Consider the following 24,113-nt stretch of genomic DNA (forward strand, 5'->3'; position numbering starts at 1 on the left):
AATATTTAAATTAAAGAGAAAAATTAACCCCGAAATTGAACGTTCTTGCGGATGGGTAAGGCACATATTCTATACCTGCCGATGGAACGCCATTGATGCTCTTGTCAACATTTACCTCCGGATCAAAGCCTGAATAATTTGTAAGCACAAATAAATTTTGTCCGTTAACATATATGTTTAATCCTTTAATTGCTTTTCCTATATTTCCAATGTTATAGCTTATTGTGGCATTCGCCAGTTTTAGGTAATCGCCTTTTTCTATATAGCGTGAAGAAGCAGAAATTGGATTAGCCAGTGATTCCTGTATGCCGGAATTTAACAGTGCCGATGCAACATTTCGGGTGCCTAAATTGGTAATTGGCAATACAGAGTTGGCGGTGTTGTTATACACATCTTGCCCTAAAGAACCATTAAAGTTAAGACCTAATGATAATTTTTTATACCTGAAATCTGTACTGATACCCAGGATTACACTTGGATTTGGGTTACCAACGTAATAATATGTAAAACCATCATCGGTGTATTTCGAAAATCCATTCTCATCAAGGCCCTCATAGCGGCGGGTAACCATAGCAAAAAGCGGCAGGCCATTCTGGATCACTTCTAATGTTACATCGCTTAATCCCTGTCCGTTTAAAGAACCGGTATTAATAATTCCTGTAACATCCTGTACTTTGTTTTTTATAAACGTAGCATTACCACCTAACGACCAGCTGATGTTTTCTTTATCAATGATACTTCCATTTAATGTTAACTCAATACCATTGTTTTTGATTTTACCGGGAAGATTTACCCAGGTAACTGATGCTCCTGCAGCAGAAGGATAGAATGGTATTTGTGGAAACAACAGATCAGTAGTGGTTTTTCTAAAATAATCTACCGACCCTGTTAATCTGCTTTTAAAAAGACCAAAGTCTATTCCAATATTGGTCTGCTCATCTGCCTGCCATTTTAATTTATCATTTTTATTGTTTATCCCCGTTAAAGTTTGGCCTCCCTGGTCGTAACCAAAAGCATAACGCTGTTGTGCCGATCCGGATGGGAATTCCTGATTCCCGGTTTTGCCATAGCCAGCCCTGATTTTAAGCTGATCCAGCCATTCTGTTTCTGAAAGGAATGCCTCGTTTTTAATATTCCATGCAGCAGAGAAAGATGGGAAATAACCATACTTATTATCGGCACCGAACTTGGTAGAACCATCTGCTCTGAAAGTTGCCGTTAACAAATATTTATCTGCATAGTTAAAGATGGCTCTTGCAAAGTAAGACTGAAGTTGTGTTTTAGGGTCGTAGTATGAGCTCATCTTACGATTGGCCGGTGCAGTTGCCTGTAGTGCATCTGTATAATCCACAGGAATGTTTCCAAAACCTGTTGCATTCATGTTTGAACCCTTATTGATGTAGTTGGTATATTCATAACCAACAAGGGCATTCAGGTTTAAACGCGAGGCAATCTCTTTATTAAAAGTTAAGGTATTGGTAAATTGCTGTGTTATTAATTCAGTGCTCGAATAACTTGCGTAACCTCCCAAAAAGTTCTGATCTGGTTTTTCTTGTACGCCCTCCAGGTTAATAAAGCTACGGGTAGATGATCTTCTTACCCCCGTGCTATAGTTTATGCTGGCCAACATTCGGAATTCAAGCCATGGAGCAATTTTGTAATATGGTGAAATACTACCCAGGATGGTTGATACTTTTGATTTATCGTTATACGCTTCAGACATGGCTAAAGGGTTAACAATTCTACCATTCTCAATAAACAATGATCCGTCGGCATTTCTTAATGGTTGCGTTGGATTCCATGAAAGGGCCTGACTGATCAAACTACCTGTAAAACCTGCGTCTGTTGTGATAGGCGCAATGGTTTCATTGAACTGGCTACTCAAGAGGTTTACATCAAGCCCAAGGTTTTTGCTTTCCAGAAACTTGAAGTTTCCATTAAATGACCCGGTGTATTTTTTTAAACCTGTTTTTCTGATAATACCCTGCTGATCCTGATAGCCTAGTGATGCCCGATAGGTGTTCCCATCGCCGCCTCCACTAAAACCAATAGAATAGTTTTGGTTGTATGCAGTGCGCGTAATGGCATCCATAGCATCTACATTGCTTCCAAAATCACCACTTGTAAGTCCATATTTATTCAATGCCGAACGATAGCCATCGCCGTCTAATACATCAATCTGGCGCATGATATTGGAAACACCAGTGGAAGCATTAACATCTAACTTTACACCACCGCTGGCGCCTCGCTTTGTTGTAATTAAAACTACACCATAGGCAGCCCTTGATCCGTAAATGGCTGTTGCGGATGCATCTTTAAGAATTTCCATAGAGGCGATGTCATTCGGGTTAATAAAGTTTAAAGGGTTTCCACCTGGTGCAGCACCAATACCTCCTCCCGGAGAGCTTTTAACCCCTCCAACGGTGCTTGGACTGGCCGATGGTCTGGCTGAACGACCATCAAGAGCAATTCCATCAACTACATATAAGGGTTGTCCGGAACCAGTCATGGCTGTGTTACCTCTTATCCTTACTGTTGTAGAACCTCCGGGTTGGCCACTGTTATTGATCATTTGTACCCCGGCAACCTTACCCTGAATGAGTTGGTCAGGTGCAATGAGCGGGCCTTTATTGAAATCTTTTTCGGCTAAAGTAGCTACTGCTCCGGTAAGGTCTTTCTTTTTCACCGATCCGTAGCCTATTACCTGAACCTCACTTAAATTATTTGCAGATTGTAATACAGGGTTTATTACATTTTTACCTGCAATTTCGACAGTTAAACTTTCCATGCCGACATAACTGAAGATCAACCGTTTTGCAGTCTGCGGGACTTGGATGGAGTATTTTCCATTGCCATCAGTAAGTGCTTTAACGTTTGTGCCTTCAACACTGACTGTAACACCAATTAAGGTGTTGTTGTCTTTATCTGATACTGTACCTGTAACTACTGACTGAGCTAAAGCTGCTGAACTGATCACTAATAGCACAAGTAGAACTACTGCTTTTTGCAGCATACGTACTCCGGGCCTGTTTTTTAAAACAATGCCGGTACTTTTTAATAAATAGTAATTCATCGTAAATTTTAGTTAGATTATTAGAATAAGAGTTGATTACAGTGATGATCAAAGTCTGCCCGACAAAAGCAAAGCGCATATAAATTCCCCGACGCGAATACGCCAAGAAAACAAGGGCCTGATTTTGCAGGATATACTACCTTAAGGTAATATCAATACAGAACTTAAGATTAGCCGGCTATTCTTTATTGGGCTTGTAAAGATGAATTAGCTGGACGTAAGAATTAAGCTTAAATAAGCTTAGGTGGATAAAACGTAGGTTCATAAAGGTTAGGATTAGGATGATTAAATAGGGTTAGGGGGTGTTGGGGTTAACTATAGACGCTTTTTAGTCATATCTGTTCGTTAGTGTTAGGAATTGAGACAATATTTGGTGTATTAAATTTAGAAAAATTTTTGGGAACTCTGCTAACTAATAAACTGCAGGTTTATTAACGAAAAGGATAAGCTTTGGTAGTCCTCATTTTTATTCTAATAATTTTCTGATTATAAGTGCCTTTTTTAAAAATAAAAAGGCATTTTTGCACCCGTAAAATAGTGAAAATCATGTAAAGAATTTAGTGCATATGGAAGAGGTAGTTGTTGAAGAAATCGTAAAGCTTTTAGAGCTTCAAGACGATGCGCAATTAAAGGCTTATTTAGATGATCTGAATATTTCAGATGTAGAACATCTGATAGACGAACTCCCCCAGCATGCAGTAAAATTTATTGAAACTTTATCTGTTAAAAGGGCCGTAAATGTATTCCGTATTCTTGATTTTCCTACTCAGGAAAAGATCATTAAAAAGCTTCCAGGCAATAAGTTAGCTGAGTTAATCAATTTACTTCCACCCGATGACCGTACTTCACTTTTTAGTGAACTGAAAGGTGATGCTGTTAAAAAGTTGATTATTCTTTTACCTGCCAAAGATAGAGTAGAAGCACTTTCGCTGCTAGGCTACGAAGAGGATAGTGTGGGTAGGTTGATGACGCCAGACTATGTTGCAGTTAAAAAGGATTGGACGGTAACACGAGTGCTTTCGCACATCAGGCGTTATGGCAAAAACTCTGAGACCATTGATGTGATCTATGTGATCGATAAAGACGGTGTGCTGTTAGACGACATTAGAATAAGGGAGATTTTACTTGCTGATCCGGAAGCCAAAATCGGTGATCTTACAGATCAGCGCTTAATTGCTTTAAAAGCAAGCGACCATCAGGAAGAAGCCATTAATATATTTAGAATGAACAACAGGGTAGCATTACCGGTTGTGGATGAGAATAATGTATTGCTGGGGATAGTTACCGTAGATGATATTCTATGGATTGCAAACGAAGAATATACCGAAGATATACATAAAATTGGGGGTACCCAGGCTTTAGATGAACCTTATTTGGATATGCCCATACTTGGTTTGTTTAAAAGAAGAATAGGCTGGCTTGTTGTACTTTTTCTTGGAGAAATGCTTACTGCAACTGCGATGGCACATTTTGAAGCTGATATTGCCAAGGCGGTTATATTGGCCATGTTTGTTCCGCTAATTATTTCAAGTGGAGGAAACAGTGGCTCGCAGGCATCTACTTTGATTATTCAGGCCATGGCACTTGGCGAGATTACTATTGGTGATTGGTGGAGGGTAATGCGCCGGGAGATTATCTCTGGTTTGATGCTGGGGATTGTATTGGGTACAATAGGGTTCTTAAGAATCTTTGCCTGGACTTTCTTTACCGATATGTATGGCCCACATTGGATGCTTATAGGTTTAACAGTTGGAGTAGCCTTGGTAGGGGTAGTATTATGGGGCTCGCTTTCAGGATCAATGCTTCCTTTGTTACTTAAGAAACTTGGGGCTGACCCTGCTACGTCATCTGCTCCGTTTGTAGCCACCCTGGTGGATGTAACGGGCCTGATCATCTATTTCTCTGTAGCAGTGTTGTTTCTTACGGGAGTGCTGTTATAAAGGACAAAATAGGCCGTTCTATTCAAAGACGGGCATCTGTTGCCCACTGCGCTGAATGGTCAACAGCGCCTAGGTCTTTTCTTAGAAGACCGATTTTTTGGAGGCATGATGCATAATTTGGAAATAAAAAAAGAGGATGATCATTTGTGATCATCCTCTTTTGATTTTTAAAAGTCAAAAATCTAAACGTTAAAACGGAAGTGCATAATATCTCCGTCTTCAACAACATAGGTTTTTCCTTCAACACCTAGTTTTCCGGCATCTTTACATGCATTCTCAGAACCCAGTGTTACGAAGTCGTTATATTTAATTACCTCAGCACGGATAAATCCTTTTTCAAAATCTGTATGAATTACACCGGCAGCCTGAGGCGCGGTGAAACCTTTTGTGATTGTCCAGGCTCTTACTTCCTGTACACCTGCCGTAAAGTAAGTATATAGGTCTAGTAACCTGTAGGCAGCGCGGATCAGTTTATTTACACCCGATTCAGTTAAGCCAAGATCGGCCAGGAATTCCTGGCGTTCTTCGTAACTTTCAAGCTCAGCAATTTCAGATTCAATTTTAGCAGAAATCACCAGAACCTCAGCATTTTCATCTTTTACTGCTTCTTTAACGCGCTCAACATAAGCATTGCCGGTTATAACGGAATTCTCATCAACATTACAAACGTACATTACCGGCTTTTGAGTAAGTAAGCCTAGATCCTGAATAAATTCAAAATCTTCAGCAGAAACTGCAGCAGAACGAACTGATTTTCCGCTCTCGATATGAGACTTTATTATGCTTAGGATATCGAAGGTTCTTTTTGCATCTTTATCGGTTTTAGCCATTTTTTCGACCTTCTGGATACGTTTGTCAACAGTATCCAAATCCTTAAGCTGTAATTCAGTATCAATAATTTCTTTATCGCGAATTGGGTCTACCGATCCGTCAACGTGAATCACATTTCCGTCGTCAAAGCAACGTAAAACGTGGATAATAGCGTTTGTTGCTCTAATATTACCCAGGAATTGGTTACCAAGACCTTCACCTTTTGAAGCCCCCTTTACCAAACCAGCGATATCTACAATCTCAATTGTATTTGGTACAATCCGGTTGGGATTTACGAGTTCTGCAAGCTTAGTTAACCTATCATCAGGAACTGTAATAACACCAATATTTGGTTCTATAGTACAGAAAGGAAAGTTAGCGGCTTGAGCTTTTGCGTTAGATAAACAGTTAAATAAAGTGGATTTTCCAACATTTGGTAAACCAACTATACCACATTGTAATGCCATGTATGTTTTTTTCTTGATTTGGCGCAAAGGTATCAATTTTTTAAAAATATTCTTTATGTTTAGGCAAGCTAAAAGCCTTATAAAAAAACAATACGATCAACATGGAACATTTTGAAGAAGAAAATCCTGAGGAAACAACACACAATGACCCTCAAGAGGGAGAGGAAGTCTTGTTAACCGTTACAGAAGACATACGTAGTTACATATATGAAACCGCCAGGTGGACCAAATTCTTGTCAATAATAGGATTTGTAGTAACGGGATTCATGGTCTTGTTTTCATTTAGTGCTGAAGCATTGATAAGCGCAATGAATGGTAAGGTGGGTGCAGCAAACAATCCCTGGGCGGCACTTGGAGGAGGTTTCCTTACAGTAGTATTCCTATTGTCGGCTTTACTTTATTTTTACCCAAGCTTATTAATGTTTAAATATGCCAATTCGGCAAAACAGGCTGTATTATATGGCGATCAGCCCGCGCTAAGCGAGGCAATGAGTAAAATGAAATCGTTCTTTAAATTTTGGGGTATCATTACCATCACCATATTGGGCCTTTACATTATCTCTTTTCTTCTTGGAATTGTTGCTTACCTTGGTGCTGGTAGTGTTGCTCCTTAATAACTAAAGATACTTTTACAAGGTTCCGTTAGCATATATCGGAATCTTGTTTTCAATGGTATGTTTAAAGCTTCTGATCTCTTTTTTTAAAAGACTTTCAAAATACGGGTTTAACAGCCTGGCTAAACCAATGCCAACGCCTCCAATTGGAGGATGATAGGATAGAACCACTTTCAATATCGTTCCGGTTTTATCAGCTGTTTCGGTAAACTTAACCCGCCCTACATGACTTATTAAAGAACTTGGAGAAGATCTCCATCCAATTAAATGATTTGGTTCATCCTTTATAATTTCTGCATCCCAGTCTATCGAAAATAAATTTCCCATTACATTGCTTTTCCAATGAGAAAGGTTTTCATCAATTACCTCTACGTTTAGTAAATGTTTAATGCTACCCGGAAGGTTATTTAAATCGCGCCAGTAGGCATATACCTCGCTGGCAGGTCTGTCAATTTCAAATTCACCCCTAATATTTATCGCTCTCGGTTTATTGCCATCTATTCCAAGTTTCTCATATACAAAACATTTGCCGGTAAAGCCCCTGTATGCCAGGTAAGCACCATATAAAAATTGCGCTTTAAGCGGTCTCCTAATCCCTCTGGTCATTAAAATACCACTTAGCAATACAGAAACCATACGTTCTGTAAGACCTATGTTCTCATAATGATGCTTCTCGATAGAGAATTTTCCCGACCGGAGCTTTAAATTACTTTCATGTGTTTTCATTTGATGGCTTATTTTTATTGGCAACGATAAACCAATAACACTTTGGTTAATAGATAAGTTTTAAGATTTGCCAAAATCATTTATTTTAATGACAATAGCGTAGAATTTTTAGCAATGCATAAATTGCAATTTTAAAGTTCGTAACTAACCATACACAATGAAACTAATAAAGACCTATTCAGCAGCAGCATTGTGCTCATTATTGTTTACTGCAAACAGTTATGCGCAATCATCTGTAGCAGCACCTAAACCTTATGGTGCCGTTCCAAACAAAAATCAATATGCCTGGCAACAAATGGAGTATTATATGTTTATCCATTTTGGACCAAACACATTTACAGACAAAGAGTGGGGGCATGGCGACGAAGATCCAAAGGTGTTTAATCCTAAGAAACTTGATGCCCGACAATGGGCTCGCACTGCAAAAAATGCTGGTATGAAGGCAATTATTATTACTGCCAAACACCATGATGGTTTTTGCCTGTGGCCAAGTAAATTCAGTACACACACTGTTAGAGAAAGCGCCTGGAAAGACGGTAAAGGAGATGTGCTAAAGGAATTATCTGCAGCTTGTAAGGAATATGGCTTAAAATTCGGGGTTTATTTGTCCCCTTGGGATCGTAATCATCCTGAATATGGCACCCCTAAGTATAATGACGTATTTGCCAACACCCTTAATGAGGTATTAAGCAATTACGGAAGTGTTTTTGAACAATGGTTTGACGGTGCAAATGGCGGTGATAAAAAGCAGGCATACGACTGGCCTAAGTTTTATAATGTAGTTCGCAAAAACCAACCTCAGGCAGTAATATTTAGTGATATCGGTCCTGATATTCGTTGGATGGGAAATGAAAGAGGTGTTGCGGGCGAAACCAACTGGTCGACCTTAAATACCGATGGATTTGGAGTAGGAGCAGAGGCTCCTGAAAGTAAAGTACTTAACACAGGTGATGAGAATGGTAAATACTGGATTCCTGCAGAGGTTGATGTTTCTATCAGACCAGGATGGTTTTATAGCGCCAATACCGATAATCAGGTTAAAACACTTGATCAGCTGGAATCTATCTACAATACTTCCGTCGGCCGCAATAGTAACCTGTTGTTAAATGTTCCGGTAAATCGTGATGGTTTAATTCATCCAACAGATTCTACCAGATTAATGGAATTCAAAAAATACCTGGATGCTGCTTATAAAACTGATCTGGCAAAAGGCAGAAAAGTAACAGTAAGCAACATCAGAGGAAAGGATAAGAAATTCAATGGACAAAATTTAACCGACGGAAACAACGAGACTTACTGGACAACAGATGATCAGGTAAAAAGCGCAGTGATTACCATAGATCTGGGTAAAGAAACCGAGCTTAACCGTATTGTACTTCAGGAATTTATTAAACTAGGACAAAGAGTGAAATCGTTCTCGGTAGAATATCTGGAAGGATCTGAATTTAAGACTTTAGATACACAGACTACCATAGGTCGCAAAAGAATCCTGGTGTTCCCCACTGTAAAAACGAGTAAGATTAGGGTAAATATTCTGGATGCAAATGCCTGCCCGGTACTTTCAAGCGTACAACTTTACAAAGCACCGGACTTATAGGCATTAGTTCTGCGGAACAGATGATATATGTAAATGTTTAACCTTTTTCTGGTATGCCCAGTAGACAACTATTGGGTATACAAAAAGGTTAAATAATGTATTGGTTATCAATCCACCTATAACTACAATAGCTAAAGGTTTTGATGCTTCTGAACCTATTCCGGTTGATAGTGCAGCCGGCATCAAACCAATTGCAGCCATCAACGCAGTCATAATTACCGGACGCATTCTGGTGGCAACGCCATTTTTCAGTGCGTCAGCAAAAGTCCATTCCGGACGATGTTTTAATTCTACCATATTGCTTTTAAATCGTGTAATCAGAATTACCCCATTTTGCACGCATATACCAAACAGTGCAATAAATCCAATGCCGGCCGAAATATTGAAGTTAACTCCCGTTGCGAGCAACGCAAGTATGCCCCCAATCATTGCAAATGGTACATTGTTTAACACCAGTAATGAATCTTTAATGTTTCCGAACAATACAAACAGGATAAAAAATATGAGCAATAAGCTGATCGGCACAGCTTCAGATAAACGACTGGTTGCCCTTTGTTGGTTCTCAAAATCACCTGCCCATTCCAGTTTGTATTCTTTAGGAAGTTTAATTTGAGCTTTTACTTTAGCCTGTGCTTCGGCAATTACACTTCCCATATCACGCCCTCTTATTGAGAATTTAATGGCCCCATAGCGTTCATGCTTATCGCGGTAAATAATGCTTGGGCCGGTAATTTTACGAATAGTAGAAATTTCACTTAATGGAACTTTGGCACCAGAAATAGTAGGGATACGTAGCGCACCAATTGAAGCTTCATCTTTTCTAAAGTCTTCAGGATATCTGATTCGGAGATCAAATTTACGCTCTCCTTCATAAATCTGTGTAGCGGCTTTACCACCAATAGCCATCTCTATTATGGAGTTTGCATCCTCTGTTCTCACTCCGTATAGCGCCATTTTACTTTGATCGAGGTTGATCTGCAATTCAGGCTGTCCAAGATTTCTAAGAATCCCTAAATCCTCAATCCCATTAACTGTTTTTAGAATGTTATATATGTCTTGCTCATGCTTTTCGATAAAGGAATAATCGTTGCCAAACATTTTAACCACAATAGATCCTTTTACACCTGATACCGCTTCCTCCACGTTATCCGAAATTGGCTGAGAGAAGTTTAAACTAATACCGGGATAACCTTTAAGCTTTTCCTGCATACGCTCTACCAGTTCCTCTTTGGTTTGCTTACGTTTCCATTCTGCTTTGGGATAAATATCAACCAGGAATTCCATATTGTAAAATCCTGTTGCATCTGTGCCGTCGTTTGGTCGGCCGGTTTGCGATATTACCTGTTTCACCTCCTCAAAGCTTAAAAAGATCTTACGCATCTCGTTCGAAAGCTTTTTAGTTTCATTGAGTGAAACACTTAGCGGAGCACTGGCCCTTACATATATGGATCCTTCATCCAGTGTAGGTAAAAACTCCGTTCCCAGAAATTTAAAGCTAAATAAGCCAACAACCAGTATAACCATGGCTGTACCGAAGACGAGTTTTCTAGCTTTAAAGCATGCCGTGTAAACCCGCATCACAACTTTTGTAAGGAACTCTAAAAAGATGTTGTGCTTTTCTTTAACATTCTTTCTAAGCAATACACTTGCCATTGCTGGTACCAATGTAAAGGTTAGCAACAGGGCACCTAACAATGCAAAACTTAGGGTCCATGCCAATGGCGAGAACATTTTACCTTCTACTTTTTCAAAAGTAAAGATTGGCATTAAGCCGGTAATGATAATCAGTTTGGCAAAGAAAATGCCCTTGCCATTTTCCAGACAGGCCCTTTTAATGATGCCTAGTTTACTCATCCGGTTAAATTTCTCGGCGCCGTTTTTATGAGAGTTGTAATCGAGGGCGACAAAAATCCCCTCTACCATTACTACTGCACCGTCTATAATGATCCCGAAATCTATGGCGCCCATAGAGAGCAGGTTGGCCGACATACCCTTTAGTTTTAAACAAATAAAAGCAAAAAGGAGTGCCAGGGGTATAATAAGAGAAACGATCAGTGTGGTTCTCCAATCAGCCATAAACAGGAACACAATCAGGGTAACAAAAATGATCCCTTCCAGCATGTTGTGCATTACTGTATGCGTGGCAAAATTTACCAGATTCTCACGGTCATAGAAAGGACTGATCTTTACGTCGCCCGGCAAAATGTTTTCATTTACATCCTTAATCTTTTCTTTAAGGTTGTGGATCACTTCGCTTGGGTTTTCGCCCTTACGCATCACTACAATACCTTCAACTACATCAGGATCATGGTCTCTGCCAACCTGCCCTAAGCGTGGTAGAGCAGATTCCGTTACCTCGGCTATGGTTTTAACATACACCGGTGTGCCGTTAAAGTTGTCAATAATGATGTTCTTGATCTCATCAATATTATTTAGCACACCAATTCCGCGTACCACATAAGCTTGTCCACTTTGCTCAATCACATCGCCACCCACATTAATGTTGCTTTTAGAAACAGCTTCAAAAAGTTCTGTAGCAGTTACTCCGTATTGTAATGATTTTTGAGGATCAACTGTGATTTGGTATGTTTTAACTTCTCCGCCAAAGCTTACCACATCGGCGATGCCTGGTACTGATAGCAGCTCCCGTTCAACCACCCAATCCTGCAAAGTTTTTAGCTCTCTGACGGATTTCTTATCGCTTTTAAGCGTATACCGGAAAATCTCGCCGGTAGGGCCATATGGTGGTTGGACTTCCGGCTTCGCACCCGAAGGCAGGTCGGCCTCATCAAGGTGGTTGTTTACCTGAACCCTTGCAAATTGATAATCTACATCGTCCTCAAATGTGATTTTAACTACCGATAGCCCAAATAAAGACGAAGAACGGATACTTGTTCTTTTCTCGGTTGGGTTCATGGCAATTTCTAGTGGCCGGGTAACAAACTTTTCAACCTCTTCGGCACTGCGGCCAGGCCACTGTGTAATGATGGTTATATTAGTATTGGTTACATCCGGAAAAGCTTCAATAGTGGTATGCTTGAAACTAAGATACCCTGCCAGCACTAAAATAAAGGTGGCAAAAAATACAAAGTATTTATTTTTAAGGGAAAAATTTATGATCGACTTAATGAATTGATTCATTACTATAAGTTAAGGGGTTATTGAGGTCTCAAACTGTCGTACAGGAAAAGTTGTTTAGAAGCAACAACTCTATCGCCTGCATTAAGACCCTTGCTGATATAGGCCTTGTTTTCGAATTTTCTGCCTATTTCTACTTCCTGTATACGTACTTTTTTTACCGGATCAAGCACCAGCACGTAATATTTATTATTGTCAAAAATGAGGCAATCTGTACTTACCACTGGCAAGGTTGCACCATTCCGGGTGGCAATTTGTACAGTTGCCATCATTCCCGGCTTTAATAAATAACCCGGATTATCTATCACCACCCTGGCATTCATTACTTTACTGTCATTGTCGAGCATGTTGTAGATTTTACTGATTTTGCCTTTAAATGGTTTATCTGGATAGGATAGAATTGAAAGATTAACCTCGTCGCCCTCTTTAATTTTGGAAATGTCTGATTCGTAAATATTGATCAATGCCCATACATTAGAAAGATCAGCTATTGTAAATAAGTTCTCATTGTTATCTGGTCTTACCTGCATATTGCTGGTTATATTTTTATCGATTATGAAACCAGATATTGGTGCTTTTATAACATAGGTACCATTCTTATTACCCCCATTTAAAGACAGAATAGACCTGCTTCTTTTATCTTCTGCTTCCTTAACCATAAGGTCGTTTTTTGCCTGTTCAAGATCGCGTTCAGAAGCTAATCCGCTTTTAAACATATCCTCTGTAAGTTTTACACTGCGTTGCGCATTTCTTAATTCTGCAGAAGAGCTGATGGCTTCTTTATCAAAACCAGCCATTTCTGCACTGGTCATAGTGGCCAGTAGCTGGCCTTTGGTTACCCGGTCTCCTCGTTTTGCCGGTACGTTTTTAACAAGCCCGCTTACCATTGGGTAAACCTTTGACATGTTCTCCTCGTTGGCCGTGATCTTTGCTGAAAAATTAAGGTCTGTCTGATTATTTGCGCCCTGTACGGTGTCTATTTCCAGCCTTTTCAGCAAAGAGTCTGTAATTACAAATTTTTCCTCCTTTGGAGCTTCTTTCGGCTGTTCTGAACAGCCTTGTAGAAATATTACAGCAGAGAGGGCAGTAAGTGTGCTGATGGTTTTAATGATTTTTTGCATGTGTGCGTTATTTAAAAATAGTTGAGCCGGTAACGAAATTGATTTCTTCCTTAGCGTTCATGCGCTCGTATTTTAATGTGTTCATTTGTAATGTGCTGGCTTTGTAGGAGTCGTAGAAATCCAAAAATTCAATCAGACTGATGTTCCTGTTTTTGAAATTTTTTATCACTTCAACAATCAGTTTGTCAAAATCAGCATTGAAATTACTGTCGAGCCCACGATACAGTTTTTCGGTTCTTAAAGCAGATGTATAACTATTGTATACCTCATTTTCGAGAATTGCTTCCTGCTGACTGAGCTTCGAGTTGCCTGCATCAATTGCAATTTTGGCCTTTTTTATTTCGCCCTGATTCCTGTTAAACAATGGTATTGGAAGTTTTATCCCTAGTCCGGTATAATTATCAGGATAAGAGCCCTTGAGGTCGTAAATAAGTGAGAGTTCAACATCAGGAACGGCATTGGCTTTTTGTAACCTCAGGTTGTTTTCGGCATAGGTGATTTCAGTTTTTGCCAGCTGAAGATCAGCGCGATTGCTCCTTGCGGTATCCAGTAAATTAGTATAGGTGTTTTTATCAGGTTGGTAGTTCTGTTCTTCCTCTGAAGGAACCACAAGAACAAGATTTGCATCAGGCCTGATGTTTGTCATCAGTTTAAGCTGAGTTTGCAAATCCTCAATATCATTAAGTAAACTGCTATATTCTCCTTGCAGACTGTATAACAATGATTTGATCCTGATGATATCCTTCATGGCTACATTTCCCATCTTTAACTGTTGCTCATTGGCATTCAATAAAAGTTCAAGGGAATTGATCTGCTCCTGGTAGACTTTGGCAGATTGCTGATCGTAATACATCTTATAAAAAGTGGAGCTGAGTGTATATCGCAAAGTGCGCATCAGATCAAAATATTCGTACTCGGCCAGTTTAACCCCGGTAGTAGCTAGTTTAATATTCTTGTTGCGTTTACCGGCAAGCTTAATCATTTGTGATAAAGAGCCCTGATATTGTCCGGTAGCTTTGCTGGTTTCAAGAAATCTCTTTGTTTCTTTATTGTACAAAAGATTTTCGTAGCTGATTTCAGGATTGTCAAATAAGCGGGCGGTTATCACATCGGCCTTTGCCTGATCTGTTTGGTATTGCTGAGCGATTAGCTGGTAGTTGTTCTTTACAAAAAGACTTTCGGTATCCCGTAGGCTTAGCTTAATCGAATCTGTTACCTGTGCTGAAGCTGTTGTTGCAAAGAAAACGAGCAGTATGCAGCCAAAAAAGGTATGGAATCTTAAAGGTATCATAACCATTTGTGTAATGTTTGGTCAAACCTACCCTGAGAGAATTAAAGCGAAATTAAAGCGAAATTAAAATGAGATTAAAATAGCGGGAAGTGCACATGGAAGGTGGTGCCCTGGTGCTTTTGTGACTTTACACTGATGTTCCCCTGATAGAGCATAATGATTTTATGTGCCATATATAGGCCCATACCACTGCCTGAATGTTCAGCTTTAGATGATGAGCTGTAAAAAGGTTTGAATATGTTATCCAGATCAGCAGGCGCTATTCCAACACCAGTATCGATAATGAAAATATGGATACCATCGTCTTTAACATCAAGCACGCATTTAACAGGTTGATGGTCTGAAAATTTAAATGCATTAGAAATGAGGTTGTCAATTGCAATTTGCAATAGGGTGGGGTTGCAGGTAATGCTTAGCTGATCTTCGTCCATAGGGAGATCTTTTACCTCAACCAAAAGGCTATTCATACCTGTTTTTTGATTCCATTCCTGTTGCAAACTCCATATCATTTCATCGATACGTACTTTTTCGAGATTGTTTGAGCCATATTCCAGATCGGCCTGGGCAAGCTTAAGTAAACTGCTGATGATGTTTTCCAGTTTTTCTGAATCCTCCAGTACTGATGCTAAGGCTTTTTGGTATTCTTCTTTACTCCGATCCTGGGAAAGAGCAATTTCAGTACCTATGATCATTCTTGTTATTGGAGTCCTGAGCTCGTGCGAAGCATTGGCTACAAATGTTTTTTGCAAAATGAAGGATTGCTCCAGATGCTCCATCAGGTTGTTGAAATTTTGAGCAAGTAGATGAATCTCGTCTTTATTGGGTCCTTCTTTTACCCTGAAATGAAGGTTGTTTGACTTAATCAGTTTAACCTGATCTATAAAAAGATCCAGAGGCAGGAGTATTTTTTTTGCAATCCATCGGGCAGAAAGCAGTAGCCCTACAAAGATAACAAGGAAAATAGCTGCCATTATTTTCAACAGTTTTTCTGCTCTGACAATGGTGCTTTGGTCGATGGCAGAGGCCAGGATTACAAAATCACCCTGATTGTCTTTGTAATAAATGCCTACTACTTGTCTATTGCCATCCTTAAACCGGGCTTTTTTATATCGCCTTACCCTTTCGATGGTTTGAATGTTCCAGTATTGCTGATCATCACCAATAAAAGTTGCGTCGTTTTTGCTGTTATAAATACGGATCACCTCTCCATTTAGCTTTTCGAGGTATTGTTCCCGTACGCGGGTTAGTGAATCGCTTGATATTTCATCGGCTTCCAGGTAAAGCTTGGCTGTAACCATGGTGCGGTCTGTAAGTCGGTCAAAAAAATCACTCTGCATAAACTTTATGAAGGTAAAGTATATGGTAAAGAGCACGCAAAGCAATACTAATGTACTGATCAGTGTAAAGTATAATGCGAGCCGATCTTTTATTTTCATGCCTCTTTGAGGATATAGCCCATCCCAATTTTTGTATGTATCAACCGTTTATCAAAGCCCTTTTCAATTTTTTTTCTGAGGAAATTGATGTAAACATCAATTACGTTGGTGCCGGTATCAAAATTAATATCCCAGGCATTTTCTGCAATGTATTGTCTGGATAGTAATCTGTTCGGGTTTTTTAAAAACAGCTCGAGCAGTATGTATTCTTTGGCAGTAAGTTCAATTGCTATGCCGGCTCTTTCAACAGACTTACTATAGGTATCCATAGTGATGTCTGCAAAATTAAGAATGTTATGTGGGGCAAAATTTTTGTTGTTTCTTCTTAAAAGTGCTTCCAGGCGAGCAAGTAATTCTCTGAAATGAAATGGTTTAAGTAAGTAGTCGTCGGCACCGGAACTTAGGCCGGTTACTTTATCTTCAATAGAGCCAAGTGCGGTTAGCATAAGGATAGGAAGATCTTTGTTTTTTGCTCTCAATTGTCGACATACCTCAATGCCGTTTAAGCCGGGCATCATGATGTCGAGTATTACGAGATCATACTCATTATCTTTAAATTCTGCCAAGGCCAAACTGCCGTCATGTATGGGGGTAACATGATATTGATGTTCCTCTAGCCCGCTTTTTATCAAGGCAGCTATTTTTTCATCATCTTCTGCTAATCCAATTTTGAACATATCGCAAATATATAGTATCTGTGGGAAAAGTTTTATAGGGGGCAGCGTCTAATTGGTAAGCAATAGGGTAAGTGTTGACAATAGTTTTTTAGGAGGTGACGACTGGTTTACTATCAACCCTCAAAATATTGAAATTACCTTTAATGTTTTACTTTTGATATTTTTTATTAATTAATTAGATATTTTTGTTATTTTAAGTTTCCTTGTTGTGTTTGATAGTAACAATATCAAATAATGAATTACGACGGATAAACTTGTGGGAATTCCCGATGAGATGGTATCACATTTTGTGATACCATCGAAAAAGAACTAATTAATTGAATCATAATATGATTACCCGAAAAATCTGCGTACCTTCGCGCAAATTTTATGAAGAAGATCGTTGATTACAGGAAGTTATTGGGTGTACAGAAGGATGCCGAATTAAAAGAATTAAAAACCATTTATAGGGGTTTAATGAAAGATTGGCACCCTGACAAGTTTCAGGATAGCGAAGAAGCTAAAATAGAAGCAGAAACCAAAAGCAAAGAAATTATTGAAGCTTATCATTTTCTGGTTAGTATTGCTCCGGAAACATTGGCCCTTTCATTGGATGAGTATACTCAGACTACTGCTACTTGTGGTATTGCTGATTATAGCTGGGCAGGTTTAATACTAACTGTTCATTTCCTTGATGGTAGTGCTTATGAATATTTTGGCGTACCTAAAGCCGTTTATGTAAAATTAGTGAACGCTGATTCTCCAGGTAGATTTGCCCGCAGACATATCTTTGGATCTTTCCCTTACAGAAACATCGTGAAACTGGAAACAGCTTAGGCTAAAACTTATATCGAATTTAAAGAGAGATCGCTAACCTGAGCATATAAGTGCTAATGGTGTAGCGATTTTTGCTTTTTAAACGTTTTATATATAAAACTTAAAGCATGGATATGAAAGTGCATTTTCTGGCTATAATTACTTTTATTACGGTAGGCTTTTATGCCTGCGAAAAGCAAAAGTCTGATCCAAATATTGAGCAAAAGCTAATTGGGAAATGGAATCTTAAACTTTCAAGTGGCGGTTTTGCCGGTCAAACTAAACCCGTTGAAGACGGTAAAAGCTCAGTTTTAGTATTTAAATCTAAAGATACTTATCAGCGGATTGACAATGGAAAGCTGGTTAAAGAAGGAAAATACATGCTTTCAAAAGCAAAAAGCATTTATTCCGGACAACTTGAAACAGCAATATCATTTAACGAAGTTGACACCATTTCTAAAGAGCAAAGGAAATATATATTGGGCTTAAGAAATGATTCTTTACTGATCAGCGATAATTATTATGATGGTTATAGTATGCTTTATCTAAGGGTAAAATAATTCAATTTACTTTTATATCTTAGTTCCATACTATGGAACAATTCAATATACCCGGCTATAAAATGGAAGAAATGACTATTGATGCCGCAAAAGCGCAGATTACTTCAATTGTCTATTTTATCCCTTTTGTTATTTTATTTTGCCCACTTTACTATTTTTTGTGGGGTGACGGAACACTTGACCTATTCAAAAATTTATTTCCAAAGGAGATGAATGGTTTGCTGACAAGCGCAATCATGATTTTGGTAATACTTATAGGAATTGTGCTCCATGAATTAATTCATGGAATAACATGGTGCCTGTTTGCAAAGGAAAGATTTAAGTCGATTAAGTTCGGTGTAATCTGGAAAGCGGTTACGCCATATTGCCACTGTAAAGAGCCTTTAAAAATAAAACACTATATATTGGGTGCTATTATGCCTGCTATACTGTTAGGAATACTCCCTGTAATTTTAGCTTTAATTACCGGAAATATTCAGCTTTTTGCATTTGGTATGTTCTTTACCATGGCTGCCGGAGGCGATTTTATGATGATAAATATGATTAGAAAGTTGGATATGGAAACATTAGTACAAGATCATCCTTCTAAAATCGGATGTATTGTTTATAAAACCATATAGCATCAAATTTTGTATAGTATTTAGTAAACCCTCAATTTAAATTATGGTCATGAAAAAATCAGCACTTTATTTAGCACTTATAGCTTTGCCTTTGGCATTTAGCTGCAATCAGGGAGGAGATAAAAGCTCGGAACTGAAAGATAGTACAATGATTGATACCGCAGATGCTCCAGTCAGTAATGAGTGTTTTATTGCTGTTGATGGTGTAGATACTGCACATTTAAATGTAATAACTTCTAAGTTGGGAAAAGTTACCGGTGGTTTGATTATAAAATATCATGAAAAAGCAACTAATGACGGTTTAATTGACGGAAAGTTTAGAGGGGATACCTTATTTGTTGATTATACCTTTAAAATAGGCGAAAATAAAACCATTTATAAAAACCCACTTGCACTTTTGAAAAAAGATGGCAAGCTGGTGCTGGGTGTTGGTCAGATTGAAACATCTTTAGGAAGATCATATTTTGTAAAAGGGAAACCGATTAACTTTGAAAGAGGCAGGTTTACTTTTGCGCCTACAGCATGTAAGTAGGATATAAATGAAAGCGCCCGAATCATGATCATGATTCGGGCGCTTTCGTTAAATTGCTCTTATATTGAATTATAAAGTACGGATTTTGATGTTTCTCCACTGGCTAGAGCCTGGGTGTTCTTGTAAAGCGATTTTACCTTTTGCAACTTTAGCAAAGTCTGCGAAGTCTTTGTTCTTAAACTTGCTGTTAGCAATCATAGCTTTCCACTCTTCGCTTCCTATCTGACCTTCAAATGTTTTAATACCATTTAACCAGAAAGTAAGGTGTCCTTTGTCCTGAATCAGTCTAACTTTATTCCATTCGCCAACTGGTACTGGTTTAGAAACAGTTGAATCGCCAGACATGTCATACAGACAACCTGCAAGGTGATTTTGTTTTTTGTTATCGCTTGCATCGATGTTATCTAATACCTGCATTTCAGGGCCGGTAAGATAAGTAGCTCCGTATTTAGGGTCCTCCTGGATATCAAATATAATTCCGCTGTTTCCGCCTTTAGAGATTTTCCATTCAAGGTTCAACTCATAGTTTTCGTATATCCCATCAGTAACAAGATCGCCTCCACCGGTAGGTTGGGTAGGATCAAAAACGATTGCCCCATCTTTTACCTGCCATTTTGCGCCCACTTCTTTTTTAAGATAAGTATGCCAGCCTTTTGTAGTTGTACCGTCAAATAATAATTTCCAGCCTGCTTTTTTTTCTTCTTTTGAGAGCGTATTAGGTGTTTGAGCCATTGCACTGGTAAAGAAGAGTGCAGAGGCTGCTAAAACGATTAATTTTCTTTTCATGAGTTTTTCTTTTGAGTACGCTAATATAAGAATTAGCTTAAATAATCGAGTCTGTACTTTAAATTTATCAAAGTCTTTACATTTTGTTATGAATGCCGTTGCATAATTAAAAACACTGGACGAGCTAATCTGTTATAGTTGTTGTAACGTATATGTTTCAATAATTACCACATGAAACTAGTCTGTCTGATCGTAGTTTTTTATTTAACAGGTATTGAAACTGTAACTCCGCAAACCATAAATTCAGCGGCAAGGGATTCGTTGATTACACGCAGATATTTGCGTAATAGGGAATATAGCGATATTTATAAGGAAAATGGTGATTTGTCATACATCTCGCCAAGAGGCGAACTTGCCGGACCGGTAAAGTATATTATTAATGGCAGGGTTACCAAAACGTATATGATACTTGCAATACCTGAATCGCCTGTGGCTTTTGCTATGGTGCCCGATTTTACGGTTAAGGTAATTGACGAAAAATCTTCGGGTGTAAGAACTCCGAGTTTAAAACTGGGAGGAACTTTATATTTCAGGCTTAGTAAATCTATCAGCAATTATAAATATGCAACGTTAAAATTCACTCATCATTCAAATGGACAAGATGGAGAGGCTTTAAATAGCAACGGTACAATAAATACCCATGATGGTAATTTTAGTACCAATTATCTTACTGTTGGATATAATTCAGGAAGAAAAACCAGCGCGTTTAATGCTGTTTCCTATTCATTAAATCATTATGGCGGTTTTGAGTGGCATAAATGGTTTCATTATGAAAAGGCCCTTAAAAATGATTATGGTTTTACCAGAGTTATCTATGATTTTTCGCTTCGCAGATATGTTAGACAGAAAGAGAACTGGCGTGCTGAGGTTGGATTGAATTATGCGGTAAATGCAATGCAGAATTATAATGCTTTTTCAATAAAGAAACGGCTTAACGTTGAAACTTCATTTAATTACAGCTTTCCTTTTATGAATAATGTGTTTTTAATGGCTGCTATGGGGTATTATGGTGAGGATCCGTATAACATCTATTACCGAAATAAGTATAGTTATTTCCGTTTAGGCGTATCTTCTGGGTTGTAAGTGCCGCGCTGTTTGTCTTATTTTATGAAGTTATTGTAAAGGCAATTGATGCTTTCTATTAATATGCTATTGAAACCATTGGTATAAGAAGTATTGGAGCCATTTGTGATGACCACGATCCCAAATTTTTCTTTTGGTTGGAAAAACATTGCGCTATAAAGGCCATAAGCAGAACCGGTATGTCCGGTCATGTGTTTTCCGGAAATCAGGTTGTCTACATTAGTCATTGCCAGCCCATAGCCTTCTTCCTCAGAAATTTTTGTTTGCATTACTTTAGCGCTCTTTTTAGAAATGATTTTTACGCCCTTGTAATTGCCCTGATTCATGTGCATGGTCATGTATTTTGCAAGGTCTGTGGCCGATATTTTCATTCCTCCGGTAGGAGAGAATGCGGGAGTGCTGTATCCCATAACATAGTTTTTTATCTCCTCTCTGCGCGGGGCATAAGCCGAAGAGTCTGAGGCAAAAGTTTTTGAAATGGAATCATATTCATATAGGGTTGTAAACAAACTGTTGTCTAGTGAGTCTACACAATAGCCCCCATAAAGTTTTAAAGGATCTAGTATATGATGTTTTACATATTGGTCAAATCGTTCTCCAGAAAGCTTTTCTATTACCGCACCTACCATATTGAAATTTAGGTTGCAGTATTTATATCCTTTTCCGGGTTCGTAATCATTGTAGCATTTTGCCCAGTTAGGACCTTTTTCTGGGTTAATAACATCAAGATTAAAATAGCCCTGGCTATCGTTTATACTAGAGGTATGGGAGAGCACCATTTTTAGGGTAATAACGGTTTCAGGATATTTCGGGTTCCTTACCTTAAAACCCACCAGTTTGCTGAAATCATCATTTAAAGATAGCTTTCCGGCTTCTGCAAGCTGCATAATAGAGGTGGCCGAGAAGGATTTTGAAATTGATGCTATTCTGAAGATATCTTTATCGGTAAGTGGTGTGCTGGTTTCAGTGTTTTTAAGGCCAAATGAGTGGGTATAAATGATATCGCCGTTTTTTACCACAGCAACAGAGAGCCCTATGGCTTCTTGTTTTTTCATGATGTCTTTTAGTTCAGCCTCTGCTTTGGCAGCTTGGCCAAAGCTGTGGAGACACGCACAAATGATTAAAATTGCTGTAAGAAAATGTTTTAGATAGGTTGGTTTTCTCATAGTCTGGGAGTCAATTTTTGAAAACAAGGTAAAGATAATTCTGATTAATTTCTAAATTGCCGGCATGATCGATTATAAGATAGAAGCAGCAAAGGCGGCCCTGCCTTTTATTAAAATAGGCCAGATTGTAGGTTTGGGTGCAGGAACAACGGTATCTCACCTGGTGGATATGGTGAAACAGGATGAGGATTTGGTTGCGGGTGTTACTTTTACTTCGTCGTCTTTTAAAACCACTGCTTATTTGCAGCAATGCGGATTAAAGGTGCAATCACCAGCGTTACTTAAAAAAATAGATGTTTATTTTGATAGCTGTGATCAGTTTGATGAAGGATTGAATGCTTTAAAAAGTGGAGGTGGTATCCATACTACTGAAAAAATATTGGCATCTATGGCTGTGGATTTCATATTGATAGGAGATGAGGGGAAATTTGTAGCGAAGCTGGATGCTACTTATCCTTTGGTGCTGGAGATATTACCTCAGGCTTTGCAAATGGTACTGGGAAGATTGTCGTTTGAGTTTCCAGGAGCAGCCATAAAGCTACGTATGAGTACTCAAAAGGACGGCGCTGTTATTTCAGATAATGGAAATTTGCTGGCTGATGTTCACTTTGCAGAATTGCCGGAATTAGAAAAACTTAACGTTCAGGTTAAAATGATTCCTGGTGTTGTGGAGCATTCTTTGTTTTACGGAATAGCTACAAAAGCAATAATAGCAGGGAAAAATGGGATTAAGGTCATTACGCCGAGTGTGGCTCAACGTGTATAATTACATCTTTAATACTTAAATCTGAGGCCAGAAGCTCATCTTTAACCTGATGGGCTACCTGGTGGGCAGTAAATACATCAATGGTTCCATCTACTTCTATGTGCATATCTACATAGTACTGTAGGCCCATTTTTCTTACATAGCATTTCTCTACTTCTTTTACTTCGATGTGCTGAGCAGCTATCTCGGTAATTTCTGCTATAAATTCTGGTGATGGGGCGGCATCCATAATTTCTGAAAATGCCGGACGGATAATCTTTATTGCATTATAAATGATGAATACGCAAGCCATTAATGCTGCCCAGTCGTCTGCCCCTTCATAGCCTTTACCTAATACAAGAGCAATTACAATTCCGATAAATGCTGCAATAGAGGTGATTGCATCACTCCGGTGATGATAAGCATCTGCTTTTACGGCCTGACTGTTCAATCGTTTTCCGATTTTAAGTACATAGCGGAATAAAAGTTCTTTAGAGAGGATTACTACCAGCAATACAATTAAGGTATAGCTTTTAGGTAATCCGTGAGGTGTTCTGATATAATATATAGAATGATATCCAATCCAACCTGCGGCTGCAATCAAAAAAAGGCCTATTAATAAGGCAGCGATGGGTTCGGCTTTACCATGTCCGTATGGGTGTCCCTGATCGGCAGGGCGCTGAGCATATATAAGTGCCAGCCATAATAACCCTGAACTAACCACATCGGCACCAGATTCGGTAGCGTCTGCAATAAGTGCATAGGAATGGCCAAGATATCCTGAAAGACCCTTTATAAATATTAAAGCGATACTGATAATAATACCTAACTGAGTAGTTCGTATGGCTTCTTTAGATGAGTTTTTTGATGATAATTCCATTGCAATAATAATGTAACGCTAAAACTAATGCTGATGTTTTAACAGGGGCGCAAAAA

Annotated in this window: 20 protein-coding genes; 9 read left to right on the top strand and 11 right to left on the bottom strand. The window is 38.7% G+C overall.

The genetic code is table 11. The features are described 5' to 3' along the window. Nucleotides 1–10: 10 nt before the first annotated feature. Nucleotides 11–3,073, bottom strand: coding sequence for a SusC/RagA family TonB-linked outer membrane protein (locus HQN86_RS02885; RefSeq protein ID WP_246269399.1), 3,063 nt, complete (start codon nt 3,071–3,073; stop codon nt 11–13). Nucleotides 3,074–3,639: 566 nt separating this feature from the next. Here HQN86_RS02885 and mgtE point away from each other — a divergent pair. Then, nucleotides 3,640–5,013, top strand: coding sequence for a magnesium transporter (gene mgtE / locus HQN86_RS02890; RefSeq protein WP_172659536.1), 1,374 nt, complete (start codon nt 3,640–3,642; stop codon nt 5,011–5,013). 182 nt (nt 5,014–5,195) lie between these two features. Here the strand turns inward: mgtE and ychF are convergent, their stop codons facing one another. Continuing rightward, complete coding sequence (gene ychF / locus HQN86_RS02895) at nt 5,196–6,290, bottom strand: redox-regulated ATPase YchF (protein ID WP_172659537.1); 1,095 nt, start codon at nt 6,288–6,290, stop codon at nt 5,196–5,198. A gap of 101 nt (nt 6,291–6,391) precedes the next feature. Between ychF and HQN86_RS02900 the strand changes: the two genes are divergently transcribed. Beyond that, nucleotides 6,392–6,904, top strand: a complete 513-nt coding sequence (locus HQN86_RS02900) for a DUF5362 family protein (RefSeq protein ID WP_172659538.1) — start codon at nt 6,392–6,394, stop codon at nt 6,902–6,904. Nucleotides 6,905–6,919: 15 nt separating this feature from the next. Here the strand turns inward: HQN86_RS02900 and HQN86_RS02905 are convergent, their stop codons facing one another. Beyond that, nucleotides 6,920–7,630: an SRPBCC family protein gene (locus tag HQN86_RS02905; protein WP_172659539.1), complete on the bottom strand. Its 711-nt coding sequence runs from the start codon at nt 7,628–7,630 to the stop codon at nt 6,920–6,922. Nucleotides 7,631–7,787: 157 nt separating this feature from the next. Here HQN86_RS02905 and HQN86_RS02910 point away from each other — a divergent pair, with 157 nt between their 5' ends. After that, nucleotides 7,788–9,227, top strand: coding sequence for an alpha-L-fucosidase (locus HQN86_RS02910; protein ID WP_172659540.1), 1,440 nt, complete (start codon nt 7,788–7,790; stop codon nt 9,225–9,227). 3 nt (nt 9,228–9,230) lie between these two features. Here HQN86_RS02910 and HQN86_RS02915 read toward each other — a convergent pair whose 3' ends face one another. The 5 genes from HQN86_RS02915 to HQN86_RS02935 all read right to left on the bottom strand — a co-directional run bounded on the left by HQN86_RS02915 (nt 9,231) and on the right by HQN86_RS02935 (nt 16,890). Then, nucleotides 9,231–12,368, bottom strand: a complete 3,138-nt coding sequence (locus HQN86_RS02915; RefSeq protein ID WP_172659541.1) for an efflux RND transporter permease subunit — start codon at nt 12,366–12,368, stop codon at nt 9,231–9,233. Between the two features lie 17 nt (nt 12,369–12,385). Beyond that, nucleotides 12,386–13,486 (bottom strand): efflux RND transporter periplasmic adaptor subunit, encoded by a 1,101-nt coding sequence (locus tag HQN86_RS02920; protein WP_172659542.1) that lies wholly within the window; start codon nt 13,484–13,486, stop codon nt 12,386–12,388. 7 nt (nt 13,487–13,493) lie between these two features. Then, entirely contained in the window at nt 13,494–14,777 is a 1,284-nt protein-coding gene (locus tag HQN86_RS02925) for a TolC family protein (protein WP_246269401.1), read from the bottom strand. A 74-nt stretch (nt 14,778–14,851) separates the two neighbouring features. Beyond that, on the bottom strand, nt 14,852–16,213 hold the full coding sequence (locus HQN86_RS02930) for a sensor histidine kinase (RefSeq protein WP_172659544.1): 1,362 nt from the start codon (nt 16,211–16,213) through the stop codon (nt 14,852–14,854). Beyond that, nucleotides 16,210–16,890: a response regulator transcription factor gene (locus HQN86_RS02935; protein WP_172659545.1), complete on the bottom strand. Its 681-nt coding sequence runs from the start codon at nt 16,888–16,890 to the stop codon at nt 16,210–16,212. Before HQN86_RS02935 ends, HQN86_RS02930 begins: the two co-directional genes overlap by 4 nt. 369 nt (nt 16,891–17,259) lie before the next feature. On the opposite strand from HQN86_RS02935, the gene HQN86_RS02940 reads away from it, so the two are divergent. The 4 genes from HQN86_RS02940 to HQN86_RS02955 all read left to right on the top strand — a co-directional run bounded on the left by HQN86_RS02940 (nt 17,260) and on the right by HQN86_RS02955 (nt 19,397). Then, nucleotides 17,260–17,706 (top strand): KTSC domain-containing protein, encoded by a 447-nt coding sequence (locus tag HQN86_RS02940; RefSeq protein WP_172659546.1) that lies wholly within the window; start codon nt 17,260–17,262, stop codon nt 17,704–17,706. Nucleotides 17,707–17,819: 113 nt separating this feature from the next. Next, nucleotides 17,820–18,245, top strand: coding sequence for a hypothetical protein (locus HQN86_RS02945; RefSeq protein ID WP_172659547.1), 426 nt, complete (start codon nt 17,820–17,822; stop codon nt 18,243–18,245). Nucleotides 18,246–18,277: 32 nt separating this feature from the next. Then, entirely contained in the window at nt 18,278–18,865 is a 588-nt protein-coding gene (locus HQN86_RS02950; protein ID WP_172659548.1) for a DUF3267 domain-containing protein, read from the top strand. Between the two features lie 49 nt (nt 18,866–18,914). After that, nucleotides 18,915–19,397 carry a hypothetical protein gene (locus tag HQN86_RS02955; RefSeq protein ID WP_172659549.1) on the top strand — a complete coding sequence of 161 codons (483 nt, stop codon included), beginning with the start codon at nt 18,915–18,917 and terminating at the stop codon, nt 19,395–19,397. 69 nt (nt 19,398–19,466) lie between these two features. Here the strand turns inward: HQN86_RS02955 and HQN86_RS02960 are convergent, their stop codons facing one another. After that, nucleotides 19,467–20,183 (bottom strand): 3-keto-disaccharide hydrolase, encoded by a 717-nt coding sequence (locus HQN86_RS02960; RefSeq protein ID WP_048906990.1) that lies wholly within the window; start codon nt 20,181–20,183, stop codon nt 19,467–19,469. 171 nt (nt 20,184–20,354) lie between these two features. Here HQN86_RS02960 and HQN86_RS02965 point away from each other — a divergent pair, with 171 nt between their 5' ends. After that, the gene (locus HQN86_RS02965; RefSeq protein ID WP_216854310.1) at nt 20,355–21,266 is read left to right on the top strand and encodes a hypothetical protein; all 912 of its coding nucleotides are present in this window, start codon (nt 20,355–20,357) and stop codon (nt 21,264–21,266) included. 17 nt (nt 21,267–21,283) lie between these two features. Here HQN86_RS02965 and HQN86_RS02970 read toward each other — a convergent pair whose 3' ends face one another. Then, nucleotides 21,284–22,321 carry a serine hydrolase domain-containing protein gene (locus tag HQN86_RS02970; protein WP_246269403.1) on the bottom strand — a complete coding sequence of 346 codons (1,038 nt, stop codon included), beginning with the start codon at nt 22,319–22,321 and terminating at the stop codon, nt 21,284–21,286. Between the two features lie 175 nt (nt 22,322–22,496). On the opposite strand from HQN86_RS02970, the gene rpiA reads away from it, so the two are divergent. Next, nucleotides 22,497–23,198, top strand: coding sequence for a ribose 5-phosphate isomerase A (gene rpiA, locus HQN86_RS02975; protein ID WP_172659551.1), 702 nt, complete (start codon nt 22,497–22,499; stop codon nt 23,196–23,198). Here rpiA and HQN86_RS02980 read toward each other — a convergent pair. Beyond that, on the bottom strand, nt 23,170–24,057 hold the full coding sequence (locus tag HQN86_RS02980) for a cation diffusion facilitator family transporter (RefSeq protein ID WP_172659552.1): 888 nt from the start codon (nt 24,055–24,057) through the stop codon (nt 23,170–23,172). The genes rpiA and HQN86_RS02980 overlap by 29 nt on opposite strands. Nucleotides 24,058–24,113 lie beyond the last annotated feature (56 nt).

The organism is Pedobacter panaciterrae, from assembly GCF_013204795.1.
Lineage (GTDB): Bacteria > Bacteroidota > Bacteroidia > Sphingobacteriales > Sphingobacteriaceae > Pedobacter > Pedobacter panaciterrae.